Annotated in this window: 13 protein-coding genes; 8 read left to right on the top strand and 5 right to left on the bottom strand. The window is 65.7% G+C overall.

Going from position 1 to position 21,112, the window contains the following annotated elements; translation table 11 throughout:
* Positions 1–358 precede the first annotated feature (358 nt).
* The gene (locus AC1DCF_RS15025; protein ID WP_477211740.1) at positions 359–1,072 is read left to right on the top strand and encodes an IclR family transcriptional regulator; all 714 of its coding nucleotides are present in this window, start codon (positions 359–361) and stop codon (positions 1,070–1,072) included.
* Positions 1,073–1,132: 60 nt separating this feature from the next.
* Here the strand turns inward: AC1DCF_RS15025 and AC1DCF_RS15020 are convergent, their stop codons facing one another.
* A complete protein-coding gene (locus tag AC1DCF_RS15020) occupies positions 1,133–3,031 on the bottom strand; it encodes an FAD-binding monooxygenase (protein ID WP_477211739.1) in 1,899 nt (632 codons plus the stop codon).
* Between the two features lie 413 nt (positions 3,032–3,444).
* On the opposite strand from AC1DCF_RS15020, the gene AC1DCF_RS15015 reads away from it, so the two are divergent.
* Positions 3,445–4,692: a sodium:proton exchanger gene (locus AC1DCF_RS15015; protein WP_477211738.1), complete on the top strand. Its 1,248-nt coding sequence runs from the start codon at positions 3,445–3,447 to the stop codon at positions 4,690–4,692.
* Positions 4,689–5,378, top strand: coding sequence for a metal-dependent transcriptional regulator (locus AC1DCF_RS15010; protein ID WP_477211737.1), 690 nt, complete (start codon positions 4,689–4,691; stop codon positions 5,376–5,378). The genes AC1DCF_RS15015 and AC1DCF_RS15010 overlap by 4 nt, the downstream gene beginning before the upstream one ends.
* On the opposite strand, the gene AC1DCF_RS15005 is transcribed toward AC1DCF_RS15010, so the two are convergent.
* The 3 genes from AC1DCF_RS15005 to AC1DCF_RS14995 all read right to left on the bottom strand — a co-directional run bounded on the left by AC1DCF_RS15005 (position 5,371) and on the right by AC1DCF_RS14995 (position 10,422).
* Positions 5,371–6,570 carry an alpha/beta hydrolase gene (locus AC1DCF_RS15005; protein ID WP_477211736.1) on the bottom strand — a complete coding sequence of 400 codons (1,200 nt, stop codon included), beginning with the start codon at positions 6,568–6,570 and terminating at the stop codon, positions 5,371–5,373. The genes AC1DCF_RS15010 and AC1DCF_RS15005 overlap by 8 nt on opposite strands.
* A gap of 199 nt (positions 6,571–6,769) precedes the next feature.
* On the bottom strand, positions 6,770–8,089 hold the full coding sequence (locus AC1DCF_RS15000; RefSeq protein WP_477211735.1) for an HNH endonuclease signature motif containing protein: 1,320 nt from the start codon (positions 8,087–8,089) through the stop codon (positions 6,770–6,772).
* A 518-nt stretch (positions 8,090–8,607) separates the two neighbouring features.
* Entirely contained in the window at positions 8,608–10,422 is a 1,815-nt protein-coding gene (locus AC1DCF_RS14995; RefSeq protein WP_477211734.1) for a polysaccharide deacetylase family protein, read from the bottom strand.
* 338 nt (positions 10,423–10,760) lie between these two features.
* On the opposite strand from AC1DCF_RS14995, the gene AC1DCF_RS14990 reads away from it, so the two are divergent.
* Entirely contained in the window at positions 10,761–11,834 is a 1,074-nt protein-coding gene (locus AC1DCF_RS14990) for an alkene reductase (RefSeq protein ID WP_477211733.1), read from the top strand.
* Between the two features lie 19 nt (positions 11,835–11,853).
* Here AC1DCF_RS14990 and AC1DCF_RS14985 read toward each other — a convergent pair whose 3' ends face one another.
* Complete coding sequence (locus tag AC1DCF_RS14985) at positions 11,854–12,681, bottom strand: ABC transporter ATP-binding protein (protein ID WP_477211732.1); 828 nt, start codon at positions 12,679–12,681, stop codon at positions 11,854–11,856.
* A gap of 236 nt (positions 12,682–12,917) precedes the next feature.
* Here AC1DCF_RS14985 and AC1DCF_RS14980 point away from each other — a divergent pair, with 236 nt between their 5' ends.
* From AC1DCF_RS14980 to AC1DCF_RS14965, 4 genes are all read left to right on the top strand, one after another.
* Complete coding sequence (locus AC1DCF_RS14980; RefSeq protein WP_477211731.1) at positions 12,918–15,308, top strand: ATP-binding cassette domain-containing protein; 2,391 nt, start codon at positions 12,918–12,920, stop codon at positions 15,306–15,308.
* Between the two features lie 284 nt (positions 15,309–15,592).
* Positions 15,593–19,192, top strand: a complete 3,600-nt coding sequence (locus tag AC1DCF_RS14975; RefSeq protein WP_477211730.1) for an efflux RND transporter permease subunit — start codon at positions 15,593–15,595, stop codon at positions 19,190–19,192.
* Positions 19,189–20,427 (top strand): sensor histidine kinase, encoded by a 1,239-nt coding sequence (locus AC1DCF_RS14970; protein ID WP_477211729.1) that lies wholly within the window; start codon positions 19,189–19,191, stop codon positions 20,425–20,427. Before AC1DCF_RS14975 ends, AC1DCF_RS14970 begins: the two co-directional genes overlap by 4 nt.
* Positions 20,424–21,110, top strand: coding sequence for a response regulator (locus AC1DCF_RS14965; RefSeq protein ID WP_477211728.1), 687 nt, complete (start codon positions 20,424–20,426; stop codon positions 21,108–21,110). Before AC1DCF_RS14970 ends, AC1DCF_RS14965 begins: the two co-directional genes overlap by 4 nt.
* Positions 21,111–21,112: the final 2 nt, after the last annotated feature.

The following is a 21,112-nucleotide window of genomic DNA, read 5'->3' as shown; positions in this document are numbered from 1 at the left end:
TCGCCAAACGCACCCAAGAAGGCAAGACCCCCGAGAAGATCCTGCGCTGCCTCAAGCGCTACATCGCACGCTCACTCTTCAGGAAACTCAACGCGAACGCCCCTTGACACGACCCATAGAAGCGTCGACAGGCTCGATCACCGGGTCGGGCCCGCCCATTCGACGGAGATAATTCTCGACGCGCCGGGCACGGCTGCGAATTGGTCACGAATCACGCAAAATCTCCGTCGAATGGGGTTGGCCTCGTGGACGAACGAGCCAAACCAGTCCCACTGAGCACGCCCGTGTCCTATTATCGAACGAGCGGATCAGATAGTGAGACGATCGTCGTCGATGCGCCGGTGGAAAAGAGGCACGGATGGCAGAGCAGAGCAGCGCGCAGGCGGGATCCCAGACGCTCGATCGCGGCATCCGCTTGCTGGAGATTCTGGCGAGCGCCGACCGCAATCTCTCGATCGCCGAGCTGGCGGCTGCGCTGGATGTGCATCGCTCCGTCGCCTACCGACTGCTGCGCACCCTCGAAGACCACGACCTCGTCACGCGTGACGACGCGGGCCACCTCGCACTCGGAGTGGGGCTGGCGGCGCTCAATTCCGGCGTCGCACGGAGCCTGCAGCAGGCCGCACTCCCCGTGCTCAACGAGATCGCCAACGAGCTCGGCATGACGTGCTTGCTCGCGGTGCTGGCCGACAGCGGCGAAGCAGTCACGCTGGTGAGCGCGGTGCCGCGCCAGACCGTTGCCGTGGTGTCGTACCGCCCGGGATACCGGCACCCGATCAGCCGGGGCGGCCCCGGCAAGGCGATCTTGATGGGGCTCCCCGGGAGCGCCTGGCCCGCCGATCTGAGTGCAGAATTGCGGGAGGAACTCAGCGAGAGCCGGCTTCGCGGCTACGCCTCCAGCCACGACGAAGTCGTGCCGTCGCTGCGGTCGGTGGCGGTGCCGCTCACGCTCCCCGGGCAACCGCGCGCCTCAATCGCGGTCATCCATGTCTTCCTCCCGGACTCCGAGAGCGAGATCGCCGAGCGACTGAAACTCGGCGCCCAGAGCGTGGCACGCGCCTACGGCGCCTGACCCCCACTTCGCGAGGGAGCGGCGAATCGCTCACCGCCCCCTCCTTCTTTCACGCCGGTGCTACCGGGCGAGCAAGTTCGTTCTGAAGAACGCCGCCAGTTCGTCGGTCGCTGACAGCGGCAGCACGTTAGCCACGTACTGGTCGGGGCGCACCACCACGACGACGCCGCCACGGTCGAGCCCGCGAACCTCGAAGATGTCCTCCGCCGGGTCGATGCCGTAAACCTTCTCGTAGTCGGTCAGCCCGAACGGGCCGGTCTTCGGCAGGAACACCGGCGGAACCCGACTAATGTCGACCTCCGGGTGCGGCTGCTGATAGATCACCTTGACGTCGAACACGCTGTCGACGTCGCGATCCTTCGGAGAGTGCACGAGCAGCGGAGAGTCCGGCGCGGTCTGCAGCCAGTGGGCCCAGTCGGCGAGTGCCGACGGTTCACCGGATGCCGCGGCATCCGCGAACGCGTAGACGCGCCACCGGCCATCGGCGCGGTGGTGGTGCCCGAGCTGCACGTAGTTCGCGTCGCCCACCCGCACGGCGCGGGCCGACTTGAAACGCTTGCCGATCGGAAAGCCCGTGGCGAGGTCTTGGAACGACGCTTCGCCGACCAGCATCGACGGCGGGTACTGCGTCATGAACCCGGCCGGGAACTCGGCGGTGCGTGTGTAGAAGTCTTCGAGCTCGGTCGGGTCGTCGAGATCCTCCGGCCTCGTGGCCATCAGAGTCGACCACTGCTTGTCGAAGTCGATGAGGCTCTTGGCGACCGGCTGACGCTCGGCCGAATAGGTGCTCAGCAGGCTCTCGGGACTGCGGCCGTCGAGTACGTAACCGAGCTTCCAGCCGATGTTGAAGCCGTCCTGCATCGACACGTTCATGCCTTGCCCGGCCTTGGCGCTGTGCGTGTGGCAGGCGTCACCGGTGATGAAGACCCGCGGCGTGCGCGTGCCGATCTCCTCGACAACCACGTCGTCGAAGCGGTCGGTGAGCCGGTGCCCGACCTCGTAGACACTGTGCCAGGGCACATCTTTCACGTCGAGCGTGTACGGGTGCAGAATCGCGTTGGCCTTCGCAATGATCTGCTCGAGTGTGGTCTGGCGCACTGCTCCCTTGTCAGACGGGTCCACCTCACCCAGGTCGACGTACATACGAAACAGCTGGCCGCCCTCCCGCGGAATGAGCAGGATGTTTCCGCCCGTGTCGGATTGGATCGCGCACTTGGTGCGGATGTCCGGGAAGTCGGTGACCGCGAGGGTGTCCATGACGCCCCAAGCGTGGAATGCCTGATCTCCGGCCATCGTGCAGCCGATGGATTCACGCACAGCACTGTGGGCACCGTCGGCGCCGACCACGTACTTGGCATGAACGATGCGTTCCTGCCCCGCGTGCTCCCCCGTCGTGTGCACGAGCGTCACGGTGACGGGGTACTCGGCGTCTTCGTCGGGGGCGGCGACCTGAAGGCTCTTGAACTCGAACCCGTAGTCGGGCTTCATTCGGGCCGGCGAGTTGGCCATGAATTCTGCGAAGTAGTCCAGCACGCGTGCCTGGTTGACGATCAAGTGCGGAAACTCGCTGATCCCCGTCGGGTCGTCAACCGCGCGGGCGGCGCGGGCGATCTTCGAGGGGTCGCTGGGGTCTGGCTTCCAGAACGCCATCTCCGTGATCTGGTAGGCCTCGTCGATGATTCGATTCGCGAAGCCGAATGCCTGGAAGGTCTCGACGCTGCGGGCCTGGATGCCGTCGGCCTGGCCGATCGGGAGTCGGTCGCCACGGCGCTCCACGATCCGGGTCGTGACGCTCGGGAACTGTGCCAGCTGGGCGGCGGTGACGATACCGGCCGGGCCCGTTCCTACAATGAGCACATCGACGTTCTCGGGAAGCTCATCGGGCCGATCGATGCCGACCCCTGCTGCTGGTTCGACGCGCGGGTCGGTGGATACGTATCCGTGGTGGTGGAACTGCACGGCTTCCTCACTTCTCTGTGGGTGATGTGGACCAAGGTCCCAAGTTGTTCGATAATCGAACTGAGCGTTCTAATATCGCTCGTTGAATCATACGGCTGGTCGAGGCCTGGAACAAGCACATCGCTCGTTGAGAATCACTCGTTGGGATTCAGTCACGCGTTCTCAGGTTGTGACGCCTCACACAATCTTCTGCCCGTAGACACACCCGATCGCCCTCCCCCATGATCGATATCTGAAGGGGAGTAGCTCCCACCGCCGCGTGATCACGGGGCGACGCGGTACGTCGACATACTGGCGGGTCATGACGACCTGCCCGGCGTGCCTCCTCGATTTCGAGGTGAGCGAGACCTTCGGCCCGATAGTCGGCCGGAGCGTCAGAGTACCCTCCGGTCGTTCGAGACCTGGAGACACCCATGCCCCCACAACTACTTCGCCGCATTCTGCTCTGCCTCGGCATTGCGGCTCCGGCCATGACCCTGCGAATCCTGGGCCTCTCCCCCAATCCCGTGCTCGATCTGGCGTTGTTCGGAGCCGCCGTCGTCGCAGCATCCTTCCTCCTCGCGTGGGCCGCGGAGGCGGCCCAGAAAGACATCTCCGGAGCCCTGGCCATCGCGCTGCTCGCCTTGATCGCGGTGCTCCCCGAGTATGCGGTCGACCTCTTCTACGCCTTCAAATCAGGTTCGGACCCGGCCTACGCGCAATTCGCGGCAGCGAACATGACCGGCTCCAACCGGCTTTTGCTCGGCTTCGGCTGGCCGCTCGTCGTGCTCGTCGCACTCGCGGTGGCACGCAGATCGGCGCGCCGGCTGGGCACACCGAAACCAACGTTCTTGCGGCTTCCTCGTGCAAGCCGCCTCGACATCGGCTTCTTGGCGATTCTGGCGGTCGTCGCGTTCGCGATTCCGCTGATGGGTCAGATCCCGTCGTGGTTCGGCCTGGCCCTCATCGTGGTGTTCGCGCTCTACCTCTGGCGAGCCGGCCGCGCGCTCGACGACGGCCACGACGAGTTCGTCGGCATGGCCGCGCACATCGCTGAGATGCCACAGACTCGTCGGCGGATCACTGTGATCGCCCTGTTTGCCGTGTCGGCGATCGTGATTGTGATGGCGGCCGAGCCGTTTGCCGAGTCCCTCGTCGCATCCGGTTCGGCGCTGGGAATCGACTCGTACTTTCTCGTGCAGTGGCTCGCGCCACTCGCGTCTGAGGCTCCGGAGTTCATCATCGCCGTGCTTTTCGCGATGCGCGGCATGGGAGCCGCGGCCATCGGCACGCTGATCGCCTCCAAGATCAACCAGTGGTCGCTGCTCGTCGGTTCGCTCCCGCTGGCCCATTGGATGGGTGGCGGCGGGTCGAGCTTGCCTCTCGATGGCCGTCAGATCGAGGAATTCGTGCTCACCGCCAGCCAGACCATGATGGGGGTCGCGATCATCGTGGCACTTCGATTCCATCGATCGGCAGCGTTCGCTCTGGCTGGCGTCTTTGTGCTGCAGTTCTTTGTCACTGACACCACCGGACGCTACGTTCTCAGCGCCATCCAGATGCTCGTCGCCATCGTGATGCTGTTCATCAACCGTCGCCACATCCTTCCGGCGTTGCGTGCTCCGTTCGGCCGAATGAAGAAGCGCGATGTCGCTCCTTCGACCGAGAAGATTTCGGCATGACTAGGCTGAGAGCCATGCCCCCTCCTCCGGTTTCGAAGGTCGTCGAAGACTACGTGACCCTCATCTGGAAGGCGTACGAGTGGGCGGATGTCGCCCCGCAAACCACCGAGTTGGCCGACCGCCTCGGCGTCACCCCCTCGACAGTGTCGGCGAATCTGAAGAAACTCGCCCGCGAGGGCTGGGTTGCGTACGAGGCCTACGGACCCGTCACACTCACTCTTGCCGGAGACGCGGTCGCTCGTGAAGTTGTGCGTCGCCACCGGATCATCGAGACGTATCTCGTGCAGCGACTCGGCCTGGGCTGGGATCAGGTGCATGCCGAGGCCGACGAGCTGGAGCATTCCGTTTCAGATCTGGTGCTCGCCGCGATGGAGAAGCAACTCGGCTTTCCCACCCGGGATCCGCATGGCGACCCGATCCCAACGGTCGATGGCGTTGTGCACTCCGTCGAGGCGACCCGGCTGACGGATGCCGCCGCCGGATATGTCGGCAGCATTGCACGGGTGGCCGACCGCCACCCCGATGTCTTGCGCTACCTCGACGAGAAGGGTTTGCGACTCGACACCACGCTCACTGTGATGCGCACGAGTTCTGCAGCAGGAATCATCCTGGTCAGTGCGAATGGTCGGACGGTTGAGTTGCCTCTGACTGTCGCGGATGCGATCTGGACTCGTCCGACTACCTGAGTGAGGCTCCCTCGCCAGCACCGGATGTCGAGGCAAACGGTGCAAGGAAGGCCGCGAGGTGCGCCTCATACGCTGCAGGATCGACGTTCCAGCTTTGGATATGGCCCGCCTCCGGCACCGGCACATAGGTGGCTGAGGGCAGCGCGGCAGCGAACTGCTCGCTTTCGGCATGCGGCACGAGTGGATCGGCGAGGCCTTGGAACAGCAGGATGGGCAGATTCTCGAAGGTCTCGGTTTGAGTCAGCTCGTCGAGCATGCCGAGGTCGATGTCACCCCGCCAGGAGACGACGGATTGGAGCGCTCCGCCGAGAAATCCGACGTGGAGACGATCGGCCTGCCCCTGCAGCACGCCTTTCCAGTTGAGCACCGGCGCATCCAACACCATGCCGACGACCTTCGGCGCGTACTGCGACTGGTGCATGAATTGGGTCACCATGCTGCCCCCCATTGAATCTCCGTAGAGGATGAATTCGGTCGCGCCCTGGCTGAGCGCATAGGCGGCGGCTGCGTCGAGGTCGTGCCACTCGGTCTGACCGAGGTGGATGAGCCCGTTCGGGCTGGCCGGGGCATCGGTATCGTTGCGATAGCTGATGGCCAGGGTGGGCAGGCCCGCGGCCACCAGAGTGGGTAGCGGTCGTAGTGCACTTTGCCGGAGTCCGTCGATTCCGTGAACGAAAAGCACCCAGGTGCTTCCGGTTCCCTCGACCTGCCAGGCCGGCATCGACCCGAGTTCACCCTGTACCAGGGCGGTGCTGAACGGGATGCCCAGGCTGGTCTCTGGGTCACCGGTGTAAATGTTGGGATTGAGCTTCACCGCTGTACCGACCGTCAACGTGCCCTGGATGTTGGAAATCGGGCGGATGACCGTGTCAGTCGTGCTCGACAAGACCGGTCCGATCGTCGCGGTTCCTGCAGTGGCGGCGCTGTCGGAATCCGCGGCCCACTGCAACCCGTACGTGCCGACGCGCTCGGTGACCGCAGTCTTCTTGAGCGTGATCTGCGTCTCCGTGAGGTCGAGCACCGTGCCGGCGGCGGTGGTCATCCCATGATGCGGGGTGAGGAGCACTTGGGCTCCGCCGAAGACAATGCCGACGAATGCCAGCAGCGCGACGAGCGCCAGTGCCCCGAGCGTGATCCATGGCCAACGACGGCGGCGACCCCCGGCCCGTCTCATACGTCTGTTCTCCCCCACCGCAACACTCTAACGGGTGGCCTGGCCAGGCCGAGGTGCGCAGAAGTCGCGTCGCAGCCACCTGATCGAATCGGGCGGCGCAACAACGAGCAGTCGTCGGTTTGGCCTCCGCGCATGACTCGAAGTGGGAGATGCGTCAGCAGATGACTCAGCAACGGCGCCCGCCTGGGTTATCCGATCCGGTCTGGTCGGGCCCGAGTCAGAACGGTGGCGGTGTGACCTGGATGAGGCGGGCCGGTTCGGTCGTGTAGGTGTGTTTGGTTGGTGAGGTCCAGTCGATGACGCCGCCGGGCCGGTGGTTCAGGGTCCAGTTGGTCTCGGTTTTCAGTTTGTGCATCCGCTTGCAGAGATGCGCGAGGTTGTCGTGGCGGGTGCGGCCGGCGTCGTGCCATTCGATGCCGTGGTCGATGTCGCAGCTCGCGGCCGACTGGTTGCAGCCCGGCCCGCGGCAGGTCTCGTCGCGCACCCGCAACCAGCGGCGGAGGTCTGCCGGCACCGCGTACCGGCTGCGGCCGACGGAGAGGATGACGCCGGTCTCCGGATCGGTCAACATCCGGGTGAAACTCGGTGCGTGGGCGGCGATCCTGCGGGCGGTGTCGGCGTCGATCGGCCCATACCCGTCGAGGTGGGCGGGGTCGTCGTCGTGGCCGAGCAGGGTCATCACCGACACCATCACCGCGACATTCCCGCGGACACCCTGGCCAAGCCCGCCCGGGGTGACCCCGTCGAGGAGTACATCGGTGATCGCGTCGGCCCGCAGCTGGGTGAGGGTGCGGGCTTCATCGGCGCGTTGCAGCGCCGTCGCCAGGCCGGTGGCCCGGTCGAAGACCGCCTGCACCTTCTCCACCGACTGGTACAGGTGCAGGTACGCCATCCCGTCCGGCGCCGGTTCGAAGACCAGCTCCCGGTCATCGAGACACCGTTGGTGCCGCACCGCGATCGACTCGGGGTGCAGTTTCTCCCGCCAGCGCCGGGCGACACGGTCGAACTGCGCCACCGTCAACGTCGCCGCCTTCGGCAGCACCGCCGCCTCGAACCCGGGCCGCGCCGCGGCCGGCAGCGACCAGGCCTGGTCGAGGAGAGCGTGCGCGTGCCGATAGCTGATCTGCCCGGCACCGAGCGCGGCGAGGGTGTCCGGGAAGTCATGCACCAACGCCTGGCTTTCGGCGATCAACGTTTGCACGGTGCGGTCCGGCAACCGGAGCAGGGCGGCCAGCTCACTGACCAGCACCCGGGAGACGAGGTCCCGCTGGTAGGCATCCCCGCCGAAGCCGACATAGGCCGGGGCGACCAACGCACTGGTGTTGACGGTCAGCTCGGAGAAGAGGCGGGCGGCGTCGATGCGGCGGGCCCGGTCGGCATCCGCCACGGCACGCGCCTGTTCGGAATCCAGCACCAAGTCGATCAGGGAGCCGAGGTGGTCGGCCATGGCCGCCGGGGACATCCGGGATGCATCCGGCGGAACCGGATCGGGCGGTTTGTCGTCGGGCGGTTGGGAGAACTCGTCGTTGAGGTTCATACCCTTAGTCAACCGGTGACCACTGACATTCGAGGGCCGAAAAGACCCCGAAACGATGGGTCTGGGAAACATTCTCGGAATCTTTTTCCAGACCGGGGCGCAACGCGAGTTCAGAGGTCGGCTCGCGAGGTCTCGACAGGCTCGACCACCGAGAACGGCCGAATTCAGAGGTCGGCTCGCGAGATCTCGAGACACGTGCTCGCAAGCTCGCGCGCTCCTCGATCAACGAGGCGGGGCCGCACAACCCGAGTTTCAGAGGTCGGCTCGCGAGGTCTCGACAGGCTCGACCACCGAGAACGGCCGAGTTCGGAGGTCGGCTCGCGAGGTCTCGACAGGCTCGGAGGACGGCCGAGTTCGGAGGTCGGCTCGCCTGGTCTCGACAAGCTCGACCACCGAGAACGGCCGAGTTCAGAGGTCGGCTCGCGAAGTCTCGACAGGCTCGACCACCGAGAACGGCCGAATTCAGCGATCAGCCCGCGCGATCGTGAGACGCCACCGCGCGAGCTTCGCGGTAGCCGCTACAACGCCGGCGCCCCCACCGACTCGTACATTGCGTAATCGTCGGTGATCAAGGTGCCGTTGTTGAACAGATTCAAACCGAAGCTGACCGCAGTCGCGCCGGCGGGCAGCGCCGGCGTCGTGAAGCTCGCCTGCGTGTACGCGGTCGCCGCAGCGAACCAGGGACTCGAGGTCCAGTAGACCCAGGTGCCGGATGCATCGCGATAGTAGAGCGCGAACTGGGTCACCGCGGTCGAGGTGTACCAGGCACGCACCGAGTAGGTGTGGCCGGCGATCGCGGCCGGGGCGCAGGAGGTGCTGTCAAGCGTCGGCAGCAGCTTTGCGTCGCCACTGGAGTAGCCCGACATGACCAGGCGCTCCGCCTTGGTGCCGGAGTGCGCGGTGGCGACGGTGCTGAAGACCGGCGTGTTGGTGCCGAATCCGCTCGTCTGCCAGCACTGCGGCGTGGTTCCGGTGCCGGCGGTCTCCAGGCTCGCGTTCTGCACGAGGTTCGATCCGGCGGGCGGCGGCGGTGGTGGCGGAGTCGCGGTGGAGTCGAACATCTCGTAGTCGTCGGTCGTGAGCGTGCCGTTGCTGACAAGGTTGAGCCCGAAACTGATCGCGCTCGCCCCGGCCGGCAGAGGCGGTGTCGTCCAGGTGGCCTTCAGATAGCTTGTGGAGCCGGCGAAGAACGGGCTTGCCGTCCAGTAGGTCCACGATCCGAGACCCGTGCGGTAGTACAGCTCGAATTGGGTGGGCGCTGTTGATTTGTACCAGGCGCCGAGTGCGTAGCTGTGTCCGACTGTCGCGTTGGGTGAGCATCCGCCGAGATCGAGTGCCGGAAGCCATTTCGCATCACCGCTCACATACCCCGACATGCGCAGCTGCACCGCGCGGCTTCCGGTGCGCCCTGGACTCACCGTCGTGAACGTCGGGGTGTTCGTGCCGTAGCCGCCGTTCTGCCAGCACTGCGGCACCCCGCTCGTCAGGGTTTCGACCCCGGGGTTGGTGATGAGGTTGCTGCCGACCGGCTTGGGCACGACGACCGGGCCAGAGACGAGGGCCTTCACGCTGCCACCGATGACCTGGTCGATGGTCTTGACCGTCGTCGTTGCCGGGCGTGCTTTGAGCCAGGTCGCGAACTGTGTGAACAAGGTGGGCGAGACGATGAGAGGGTCGGTGCCGCCGGTGCCGATGTGATGGAAGGTCAGCTGCATCCACCCTCCGGCCGTTTCGGCCTGCGTGACGGTCCTCTGCAAGTCGGCGAGTGTCCAGGTGTTGTCGACCTCATCCGGTGCCTGCATTTGGAACGGATCGGCGGGCGGAATCGACTCCGCCAGGGCGCAGCCCCTGCAGCCGAACCGGGTCTGGATGTCCCCGAGGCCGCGGGCACTGTTGTACCCGCAGTTGTTCACGATCGTCTCGGTCGCCGGTGTCAGCGAGGCGAACGGATAGGCGAAACTCGTGATCCTGAAGCCCCAGTTACTCAGGTTCACCCGGTCGTTGCACACCTGCCGGGTGGCCTCGTCGGCCGGCAGCGTCGCCAGGTCAGGGTGCGTCACCGTGTGCCCGGCGATCTCGTTGCCGTCGGCGGCGAGCCCCTGCAGATTGGCCACGGTGAGGTAGCCCGGTTGGTTGACGTAGCCGGACGGGATGTAGAAGGTGCCGTGCAACCCGTTGGTCTTCATGATCGAGGCGGCGGTGAGCTGATCGGCATTGGCGTCGTCGAAGGTGAGGGTGATCACCGCCGGATTGGCGGCCTGCGCCGGTGCCGCTGTGATTCCGTCTGCGATGCCCGCCGACGCCATGACGACGATCGCAAGCGCCGTCGACATCCACGCGAACCATCGACGTCGACCGGATGTCCCTGTTGCAGGAATTGGGGGCGAAATGCGGCTTCGCTGCATGGACATGCGTTGCTCCGTTCGACGTCGCGGGGGCTCGTCGTCATCGGGGGTAGGGACGGCCGACTGTGCGACTGCGCTATTAAGTTCCGGATTCGGCTGTGCTGTCAATGACTTTCGCCGTCGAGATGTGACGGTGTGTGCGCGGATGTTCCCGTTGCGGCGTACCGCGACGCGCCGCCTCGGAATAGCCCTCCCTGTGACGGCGTTCAGCCCAGAGGTGACGACGCGCCAGCGCCGCCACTTTCCGCTTTGAAAGGCCACACTGAATGGATCTCTTCTCGCCTGTCTCTCTCGGAGACCTGCACCTGCCCAACCGCGTCGTCATGGCACCGCTCACCCGAACTCGCTCGGGCGAATCCGGTATTCCGGGCGATCTTCTCGTTGAGCACTACGCGCAGCGCTCCAGCATCGGTCTCATCATCACCGAAGGCACCTACCCGAGCCACGAGTCGCGCGCGTACCCGGGTCAGCCCGGCATCGTGACCGACGAACAGAGTGACGGATGGCGACGGGTCACCGACGCCGTGCACGCAAAGGGCGGTCGGATGGTCATGCAGCTGATGCACAGTGGGCGGGTTTCGCACACGGAAATCACCGGGACCGACCGGATCGTGGCGCCGAGCGCGGTCGCCATCGCCGGCGAAACACACACCGCGACCGGCAAGGTCGCCTATCCCGTGCCGCACGCCCTGACGACCGACGAACTCGCGGACATCCGTGACGAGTTCGTGGCCGCGGCGAAGCGCGCGATCGACGCCGGTCTCGACGGGGTCGAGGTGCACAGTGCCAACGGCTACCTGCTGCACCAGTTCCTCTCTCCGGTATCGAACCAGCGCGACGACATCTACGGCGGATCCCCCGAGAACCGCGCACGTTTGACGATCGAAGTGACCACCGCGATTGCGGAGGCGATCGGTGCCGGACGCGTCGGAATCCGCCTCTCGCCCATGCACAACATCCAGGATGTCATCGAGACCGACGAGATCGATGCGAAGGCCACCTACGACGCGCTCGTCGACGGAATCGCCCCGCTCGGACTCGCCTATTTGAGTGTGCTGCACAGTGAGCCGACCGGCGCACTCGTGCAGGATCTCCGCGCCCGATTTGGCGGCAAGGTCATCGCCAACAGCGGTTTCAGCAGTGTTACGACGCGCGAGGAAGCCATCGCGCTGATCGCGAACTCCGACGCCGACGCCGTTGCCATCGGTCGCCTCGCCATCGCCAACCCCGACCTCGTCGAACGCTGGCACGGTGAGCACCCGGTGAATGAACCCAACCCTGCCACGTTCTACGGACCGGATTCCGTCGGCTACACCGACTACCCGCGGCTGAGCGCCTAGGTTCCGGCTTCGTCGCGAGCTAGGAAAACACGGCGCTGGCACGGCGGCGCGCTCGAGCACTCCATCGCGACTCTCGATATTCAACGTCGATGGGGTGCTCGAAGGCCGCCGTCACGTTCTCACTGGTGATGACGCTGGTGGCCGTCCCGCTCGCCGTCACGCGCCCGTGTGAGATCAGCAGGGCATGGGTCGTGGAGCTGGGCAGTTCCTCCAGATGGTGGGTCACGAGAACCGACGCAATGTCAGGATGCGTCTGCTCGAGACTGTCGATCGTCTCGAGGAGTTGCTCACGAGCTGCAACATCGAGACCGGTGGACGGCTCGTCGAGCAGCAGCAGTCGCGGTTCGGAGATGAGCGCTCGGGCGATGAGTGTGCGTCCGCGTTCACCCTGCGACAGCGTCGGCCAGCGGGCATCCGTCTTCGCGGCAAGACCCAGGCTACCGATCAGTTCTTCGGCGCGCGTGACCTGACCGCGCTCCGCTTCCCAGCGGATGGGCGTTTCGATTGTTCCGGTCAGGCCGGTCAACACCACCTCGCGCACGCTCAACGGCGAGTTCAACGGATGGCGTGGATTCACATGCCCGATGTCGCGCCGGAGCGCTTGCATCTCGACCCGCCCCAACCTGGCGCCGAGCACCTCAACGGTGCCGTTCGTCGGGTGCGTCTGTGCTCCGCAGAAGCCGAGGATTGTGCTCTTTCCCGCGCCATTCGGGCCGAGCAGCGCCCAATGTTCGCCCGCGCGCACCGTGAGATTCACCCGGTCAAGGATTGTGACTCCACCCCGCACAAAGGTGACCTCGTTGAGTTCGAGTACCGGTTGATGTGTGGGAGATGCGAGGGTGCTCATGCGTGACAGTCTCTCAGGCTCTGCGTGGCTGAACGGGCGACTGCTCGCAGCCGTCCAACCGGTCGTATGCTCGAAGCTGGTGAGACCCCGCCCGGTGACGTCGTCGAGAACAGCGACGGCGCATCCGACGGGCTGACGCCTGATGGTTGCACGACGGTTGCACGACAGCACGAAGGTTGCACGACAGCACGAAGGTTGCACGACAGCACGAAGGTTGCACGACAGATGGAGAAACGATGAGCACTGCCACGAGCGTCGACACGCAGTCACCGGAACTGCACGTTGCCGACACGCACGACCTGATCCGGGTGCGGGGCGCGCGGGTGAACAACCTCAAGGATGTCAGCGTCGAGATCCCCAAGCGCCGGCTGACGGTGTTCACCGGTGTGTCCGGTTCGGGCAAGAGCTCGCTCGTGTTCGGCACGATCGCCGCGGAATCACAGCGGATGATCAATGAGACCTACAGCGCGTTCGTGCAGGGATTCATGCCGACGCAGTCCCGGCCCGACGTCGACGTGCTCGAGGGACTGACCACGGCCATCATCGTCGACCAGGAGCGCATGGGTTCGAACCCACGCTCGACCGTCGGCACCGTCACCGACGCCAATGCGATGTTGCGCATCATCTTCAGCCGGATCGGCACGCCACACATCGGCTCCTCCCAGGCGTTCTCGTTCAACGTGGCCTCGGTCAGCGGCGCGGGCGCCGTCACGATCGAGCGTGGCGGAGAAAAGGTGAAGGAGCGCCGTAGCTTCTCGATCACCGGCGGCATGTGCCCCCGGTGTGAGGGAGTCGGCAGCGTGACCGACCTCGACCTCACCCAGCTGTACGACGACAGCAAGTCGCTCGACGAAGGCGCACTCACCGTTCCCGGCTACAACGCCGGCGGCTGGAACATGCGCCTTTACAAGGAGTCGGGATTCTTCGACCCCGAGAAGCCGATCCGCGACTTCACGAAGGCGGAGCTTCACGATTTTCTTCACAAAGAGCCGGTGCGCATGAAGATCGCCGGTATCAACATGACCTACGAGGGGCTCATCCCCCGCATCCAGAAGTCGATGCTCAGCAAAGACAAGGAGTCGATGCAGCCCCATATCCGGGCGTTCGTCGACCGGGCAGTCACCTACACGACCTGCCCCGACTGCCAGGGAACCCGGCTGAACGAGGGCGCCCGGTCGTCGAAGATCCGGGGCTTGAGCATCGCGGATGTCTGCGCGATGCAGATCAGCGACCTGGCCGAATGGGTGCGTGAGTTCGACGAGCCGTCGGTGGCGCCCCTGGTCGAGACGCTGCAGCTGACCCTCGATTCGTTCGTGGGAATCGGGCTCGGCTACCTCTCCCTCGAACGACCGTCTGGCACGCTCTCCGGCGGCGAGGCCCAGCGCACCAAGATGATCCGTCACCTCGAATCGTCGCTGACCGACATCACCTACGTCTTCGACGAGCCGACGATCGGGCTGCACCCGCACGACATCCAGCGCATGAACACCCTGCTGCTGCAGCTGCGCGACAAGGGCAACACGGTGCTCGTGGTGGAGCATAAGCCGGAGACGATCGCGATCGCCGACCACATCGTCGACCTCGGCCCGCGCGCCGGCACCGGCGGCGGAACCGTCTGTTTCGAAGGAACCGTCGACGGCCTGCGTGCCAGCGGCACCCTCACCGGTCGCCATTTCGACGACCGGGCCGCGCTCACAGAGACGGTGCGCACCCCCACCGGCACACTGGATGTGCGCGGCGCGACGATGCACAACCTGCAGAACGTCGACGTCGACATCCCGCTCGGTGTTCTCGCCGTCGTCACCGGAGTCTCCGGTTCCGGAAAGAGCTCGCTGATTCACGGGTCGGTCTCGGCTCGCGACGGAGTGGTAACCATCGACCAGGGCGCCATCCGCGGCTCCCGGCGCAGCAACCCGGCGACCTACACTGGGCTGCTCGAGCCGATCCGCAAGGCGTTCGCGAAAGCGAACGGCGTGAAGCCGGCCCTGTTCAGCTCGAACTCGGAGGGCGCCTGCCCCACCTGCAACGGCGCCGGCGTCATCTACACCGACCTCGCGATGATGGCCCCCGTCGCCACGATCTGCGAGGAGTGCGAGGGCAAACGATTCCAGGCATCCGTATTGGAGTACCACCTCGGCGGCCGTGACATCAGCGAGGTGCTCGCGATGTCGGTGACCGAAGCCGAGGAGTTCTTCAGCGCCGGCGACGCACGCACACCGGCCGCGCACGCCATACTGCACCGACTCGTCGACGTGGGCCTCGGCTACCTGAGCCTGGGCCAGCCGCTGCCGACCCTGTCGGGCGGCGAACGCCAGCGGCTGAAACTGGCCAGCCAGATGGGCGAGAAGGGCGACGTCTATGTGCTCGACGAGCCGACCACCGGCTTGCACCTCGCCGATGTGGAGCACTTGCTCGGCCTTCTCGACCGGCTTGTGAAATCGGGCAAGTCGGTGATCGTGATCGAGCACCACCAGGCGGTCATGGCCCACGCCGACTGGATCATCGATCTCGGCCCCGGTGCCGGCCACGACGGCGGCCGGATCGTCTTCGAGGGCACGCCGGCCGACCTCGTCGCCGACCGTTCGACGCTCACCGGCGAGTATCTCGCGGCGTACGTCGGGGCCTGATCGCGGCGATCCATCGCATTCCCGGTGGTTGAGGAGGCCCGCCAGGGCCGTCTCGAAACCCTCGTGAGCCGACGTCGAGAACGCAACCGGCTTTCAGGGATCGGCTTGCGTGGATTCGAGACGCGGCCGACTCCGTCGGGCGCTCCTCGACCACCGATGACTGACATGTAGTACCTCAGGCCCATGCGCCGAGCGAACACATGGGCACTCATGGGGACGCGCCGCTGGGCGGGGGAATTTAGCGTGAGAACACTTGACATGTTCTGACCGAAGGAATCCCCTCTATGTCGCTGCTCACCCGCCTGAGCCTCGCTAATCGCGCCATCGTCGCCCTGCTCAGCCTGCTGATCGTTGCGGTCGGGCTCTGGGCGACCGGCTCGATGAAACAAGAACTGCTCCCGTCGATCGAGCAACCGACCGCGGTCGTCGTTGTGGCCAAGCCCGGGGCATCCTCGGCAACGCTCGACCGGCAGGTGGTGGTTCCGCTCACCCAGGCGCTCTCGTCGGTGGCCGGGGTCGACGAGGTGCGGTCAAACACCTCCAGCGGCTCCGCCGAGATCAGTGTTCTGTGGGGATTCGGGGCCGACGGCGACAAGATCCTTGCCGATGTGAAGGCCGCGACGGCGAGCACGCTTGCGGTCGCGCCGGATGGCGTCAACTCCACCGTCTTCGCGGGAAGCACCAGCGACATCCCGGTTTTGGCCCTCGCTCTCACCAGCGACGGCGAACCAGACGCGCTTGCGGCGCGCGTGGATGCGGTTCTGGTTCCGGTGATCTCGAATGTTCCCGGCGTGCGTGATGTTCAGGTTTCCGGACGCACGCAGGAGCGCGTGCTGGTGACGGCCAACCCGGCAGCCCTGGCCGAGCACAAAATCGATCAGGCACTGATCGGTGCATTGCTGCGCACCGCGGGCACCGTTGTTCCGGCGGGTACCAGCCTGGAGGGAAGCCAGTCACTCGCGATCGAGGTGGGACAGGAGAACACCGCTCTCGCCGATGTGGCCGCGTTGCCGATCCCGACCCTCGCCGGCCCAGTGCCTTTGTCTGAGCTGGCCTCGGTCGAGCTGGTTCCGGTCGACAAAACGTCGCTCTCACGCGCCGCCGGTCTCCCCGCAATCGGGCTGACGATCACGAAAACCCCCGATGCGAATGCTGTGCAGGTCTCCCACGCGGTGGCCGCTGCCATCGGGGAGACACTCCCCCAGCTCGGAGCCGGCGCGGCGACGCACACGATCTTCGATCAGTCGACGATGGTCGAGCAGTCGATCCACGATCTCTCGGTCGAGGGCGGGCTCGGACTCCTTTTCGCCGTGCTCATCATCCTGATCTTCCTGCTCTCGCCGCGTGCGACACTCATCACCGCGATCTCGATTCCGATGTCCCTGCTCATCGCGATCATCGGCTTGCGGGTCGGCGGCTTCTCGCTCAATATCTTCACGCTCGCCGCGCTCACCGTGGCGGTGGGACGCGTCGTCGACGATTCGATTGTCGTCATTGAGAACATCACGAGGCGGCGGGGCTCGGGAGGGCTCACCATCGAAGGAGTACGCGAATCGGTGGGCCAGGTGGCGGGAGCCGTCACGGCATCCACCCTGACGACCGTCGCGGTCTTCCTGCCCGTCGCCTTCGTCGGCGGGGTCTCCGGCGAACTGTTCCGTCCCTTCGCCGTGACTGTCTCGATCGCCCTGCTCGCCTCGCTCGTGGTCTCGCTCACAATCGTGCCCGTTCTCGCCTACTGGTTCATGCGCAAGCCCTCGACGTCGGCCCGGAAAGCTGGCCATCAGGCCGCAGAACCCGCTGACGGCACCGGGATCGCGATCGCCGAACAGGCCGAGGCCACCACTCCCATGCAACGGGCCTACCTTCCGGCGTTGCGCCTCGCATTGCGCCGACCCGTGACCATGGTGATCGTCGCCGTGCTGATGTTCGCGGGAACGCTGATGGCCACCGGTTTTTTGAAGACCGACATGCTCGGCAGTTTTGCCGACGCTCGAGCGGTGCAGCTGAAGCAGACGATGCCGCTGGACTCGACCCTCGAAGCTGCGGATGCGGTGGCTCGTGAAATTGAGAAGAACATCGCCTCGGTCGACGAGGTGGAGTCGTACCAGACGACGCTCGGGTCGCAGGGCGCGCCGGTGCAGCTTGACCTCGTGCTGGCGAAAGACGTCGATCCTGATGCCGCACTGACGAGCATCCGTGCGTCGGTCTCATCGCTGCCCCGCGCCGACGACATCACCGTTGCGACGCAAGCCACGCAGACGACCAGTTCGACGATCGACGTCATCGTGAAGGGCACCGACGAGGCCACCCTGTCCTCGGCGACGTCCGCGATCGCTGACAAGCTGGGCGCGCTCCCAGAGATCACAACGGTCACCACCGATCTCGCCGCCGAGCAGCCGGTGCTCAAGGTGTCAGTGGACCCCACGGCCGCCGCAGCACAAGGTTTCAGCGTCGTCGAGGTCGGCACCGCGATCGCCGCCGCCGTCGAGGGCGAGCGACTCGGTTCGGTGAGTGTTGACGGTCAGACGCATGATCTCGTGCTGCGCTCCCAGGTGACCCAGAGCGATCCCGCGGCGATCGGCGCACTGGCACTCCCCGTCTCGGCACTTCAGCAGCAACGCGCTCAAAAGAATGCGGTGGATGCCCTCACGCTGGAGCAACAACAGATTTCCGACGACGCCCGGTCCGAGGGAAACCGCTCGGCCGATCGGCAGGTTTCGAAACTGGTGGATGCACGCGCCCAGTCGGCTCGGGATCTGGCCGGCCTGCGAGACCAGCTTGCAACTCTGATCGCGAACCCACCGCCCGCCGACCCGAACCCGGTGACCGGTGGGGACCTCAGCGCCCTGGAATACCAGAAGCTCGTCGGAGAACTCAGCGGCGCGGTCAGCGGCGCAGCGGCCGGTCTGACTGCCCTCGACGAGCAGATCGCCTCGGCCAGGGAGTCCATTTCCGATGCGGCTGCTCAGCAGGCCACCGCTGAACGACTCAGCCAAGCTCAGCGGGACATCGAGAATCTCACGGCGCCCGCCATCCATGTGAGCGATGTCGCAACGGTGACGGTGGTGAACGCCCCGGCGACGATCACCCGAATCGACGGCGTGCGTGCGATCACCATCTCGGCCATGCCGCGGGGTGGCGACCTCGGTGCGGCGGCAGCGGCGGTCGACAGCACTGTTGCCGCGCTCAACCTGCCCGACGGCGTCAGTCTCGATCAAGGCGGTGCGGCCGAGGAACAGACTGACTCGTTCGCCCAGCTCGGACTCGCCATGGTCGTTGCCATTGCCCTGGTCTACATCGTTCTCGTGGCGACCTTCCGCTCGCTCGTACAGCCGCTTCTCCTGCTCGTTTCGGTGCCGCTTGCGGCGACCGGCGCGATCGTGGGACTGCTCATCACGGGAACGCCGCTCGGAATCCCCGCGATGATCGGGATGCTGATGCTCATCGGCATCGTCGTGACGAACGCGATCGTTCTGATCGACCTGATCAATGACTATCGCCGACAGGGTTCAAGCATCGACGACGCGGTCACCCACGGCGCCCGACTGCGGTTGCGACCGATCATCATGACGGCATGCGCGACGGTATTCGCCCTGCTGCCGATGGCGTTCGGGCTCACCGGAGGCGGCGCATTCATCTCCAAATCGCTGGCGATCGTCGTGATCGGCGGGCTCGTGTCCTCCACGATTCTCACCTTGCTGCTGGTCCCCGCGCTCTACGCACTCCACGAGCGCCGGGTCGAACGCCGCGCGGCCAAGCGTGTGATGCGCAGAGAACTGGCGCTCAACGAGGATGCCTTCGACTTCGAGGACGACATCGACTTCAGCGACGATGCATCCGCGGTCAGTGACCTCGACCTCGACCGTGGGAGACTGACACCGTGACCGACACTGTGCCGCGCAGCATTGCTCTGGCCGAGCGTTGGCAGCGTCACCCCCGATTAGTCGACGCCTTGGTGGCTCTCAGCTGGGTGCTGATCAGTGCTCCCTCCTTGCTGTTTGCCACGGTGGGCCCCGCCTTCAACTGGGTCTCGGGCGTCGTGTTCGTTGTCATCGTGGTCGTCGTCGCCGGTTGTCTCCTGGTGTTCCGCCGTCGCCGGCCGCTGCTCGCCTTCGCGATCACGTTCATCGTCACCCTGCCCCTTGTTCTGCTGAGCCCCGATCTTCCGAGCGTGGCAGCGGCGTTCTGCATCTTCGCCATTGGTGTCTACGACTCCGTGCGTCGGGCACGGCTGGCCGCCGCCGCGTCGGCCACCGTCGCATTGCTGACGTCCGTGACCTTTTTCTTCCTCGATCCTCCGCTCCTGGTGCCGCCCGAAGGCGTTTCACGAATCGGCAACGTCATCACCTACGCGGTGACCGGCCTGCTCGTCTTGCTCGTGGCGTTGCTCTGGGGGCAGAACTCCGGCAATCGCAAGCGGTACATCGAGAGCCTGCTCGAGCACGCCCGGCACCTCGAGCGCGAACGGGATCAGCAGGCTCAGCTTGCTGCTCTGGCCGAGCGGTCCCGCATCGCGCGTGATATTCACGACATCGTCTCGCACTCGTTGTCGGTGATCGTTCGCCTCTCCGACGGTGCCAGCGCGGTGTTCGCTCGGGAGCCACAACGAGCCAAAGTGGCGATCGACCAGGTCGGCGGGGTCGCGCGTTCCTCTCTCACCGAGATGCGACGGGTCATCAGTGTCTTCGAGTCCACACCCGGCACTGCCGCCTCGCAGGCCGGCACCGGCTACGACGATCTTCCCCGGCTCGTCGAGGTCTACCGTGGCATCGGGCTGCCCGTTGAACTCACGGTGATCGGGGAGGCCCCGCCGGAGTCAGGTGTACAGGTGACGGTGTTCCGCGTGGTGCAGGAAGCCCTGACGAATGTGTTGCGTCACGCGCGCACCCCGGTGATCGTGCGCGTGCAGGTGGAGGCCGGCGACGACGTGACCGTCACCGTGGAGAACGACGGCGCACCAGAGCATCCGCAGCCCGACGACGCGCACCGCGATCGCGTCGGCCGAGGCCTCGTCGGCATGCGCGAGAGGGCCGCCCTGTATGGCGGAACCCTGTCGGCTGGTCCCGACGGCAACGGAAGTTGGACCGTGCACCTCGTTCTTCCGGGGGCCGGCCGATGAGCACCATCCGAATCTTGATCGTCGACGACCAGGCTCTCATCCGCGCAGGTCTCGCGATGGTGCTGGGGGCGACCGAGGGCATGGATGTCGTCGGAGAGGCCTCTGACGGGCTCGAGGCCGTCGCGCTCGCTGGGGTGTTGAAACCCGACATCGTTCTGATGGACGTGCAGATGCCCCGGATGGACGGCATCGAGGCCACCAGGGAGATCACGGCGCAGGGCGGTGGCAGCCGGGTCATCATCCTGACAACGTTCGACATCGACGCCTACGCCTTCGGCGGGCTCGAGGCCGGAGCGAGCGGTTTTCTGCTCAAAGACTCGACGAGCGAGGACATCCTCACCGCCGTGCGAGCGGTGGCAGCGGGCGATGCCGTGCTCGCGCCGCGCGTGACGTCCGAGCTGTTGCGGCGCTACGGCGCGCTGAGTCGACCGACGGGTGACTCGGCCGAGCTGCAGCAGGTCGCTGACCGCCACGCGGCACTCGAGCGGCTGCAGGCACTCACCGATCGTGAGCGTGACGTGTTCGACGCGCTCGTGCTCGGGCTCTCCAACGCCGAGATCGCAGAGCGGCTCTGGCTCTCCGACTCCACCGTCAAGACTCATGTCGGTCGCATCCTGCAGAAGCTCGGGATGCGGGACCGCGTGCAGGCTGTCGTCTTCGCCTTTCGAAACGGCGTGATCTAGCC

This window comes from Leifsonia sp. 10L418 (genome assembly GCF_056395445.1).
Note: the sequence above shows the minus strand (reverse complement) of the source record. Positions and strands in the feature narration are given on the sequence as shown.

Excerpts from the sequence above, each read along its gene's own strand:
- AC1DCF_RS15025 (WP_477211740.1), top strand. The coding sequence starts at position 359 with ATGGCAGAGCAGAGCAGCGCGCAGGCGGGATCCCAGACGCTCGATCGC.
- AC1DCF_RS15015 (WP_477211738.1), top strand. The coding sequence starts at position 3,445 with ATGCCCCCACAACTACTTCGCCGCATTCTGCTCTGCCTCGGCATTGCG.
- AC1DCF_RS15010 (WP_477211737.1), top strand. The coding sequence starts at position 4,689 with ATGACTAGGCTGAGAGCCATGCCCCCTCCTCCGGTTTCGAAGGTCGTC.
- AC1DCF_RS15000 (WP_477211735.1), bottom strand. The coding sequence starts at position 8,089 with ATGAACCTCAACGACGAGTTCTCCCAACCGCCCGACGACAAACCGCCC.
- AC1DCF_RS14995 (WP_477211734.1), bottom strand. The coding sequence starts at position 10,422 with ATGTCGACGGCGCTTGCGATCGTCGTCATGGCGTCGGCGGGCATCGCA.
- AC1DCF_RS14990 (WP_477211733.1), top strand. The coding sequence starts at position 10,761 with ATGGATCTCTTCTCGCCTGTCTCTCTCGGAGACCTGCACCTGCCCAAC.
- AC1DCF_RS14985 (WP_477211732.1), bottom strand. The coding sequence starts at position 12,681 with ATGAGCACCCTCGCATCTCCCACACATCAACCGGTACTCGAACTCAAC.
- AC1DCF_RS14980 (WP_477211731.1), top strand. The coding sequence starts at position 12,918 with ATGAGCACTGCCACGAGCGTCGACACGCAGTCACCGGAACTGCACGTT.
- AC1DCF_RS14975 (WP_477211730.1), top strand. The coding sequence starts at position 15,593 with ATGTCGCTGCTCACCCGCCTGAGCCTCGCTAATCGCGCCATCGTCGCC.
- AC1DCF_RS14965 (WP_477211728.1), top strand. The coding sequence starts at position 20,424 with ATGAGCACCATCCGAATCTTGATCGTCGACGACCAGGCTCTCATCCGC.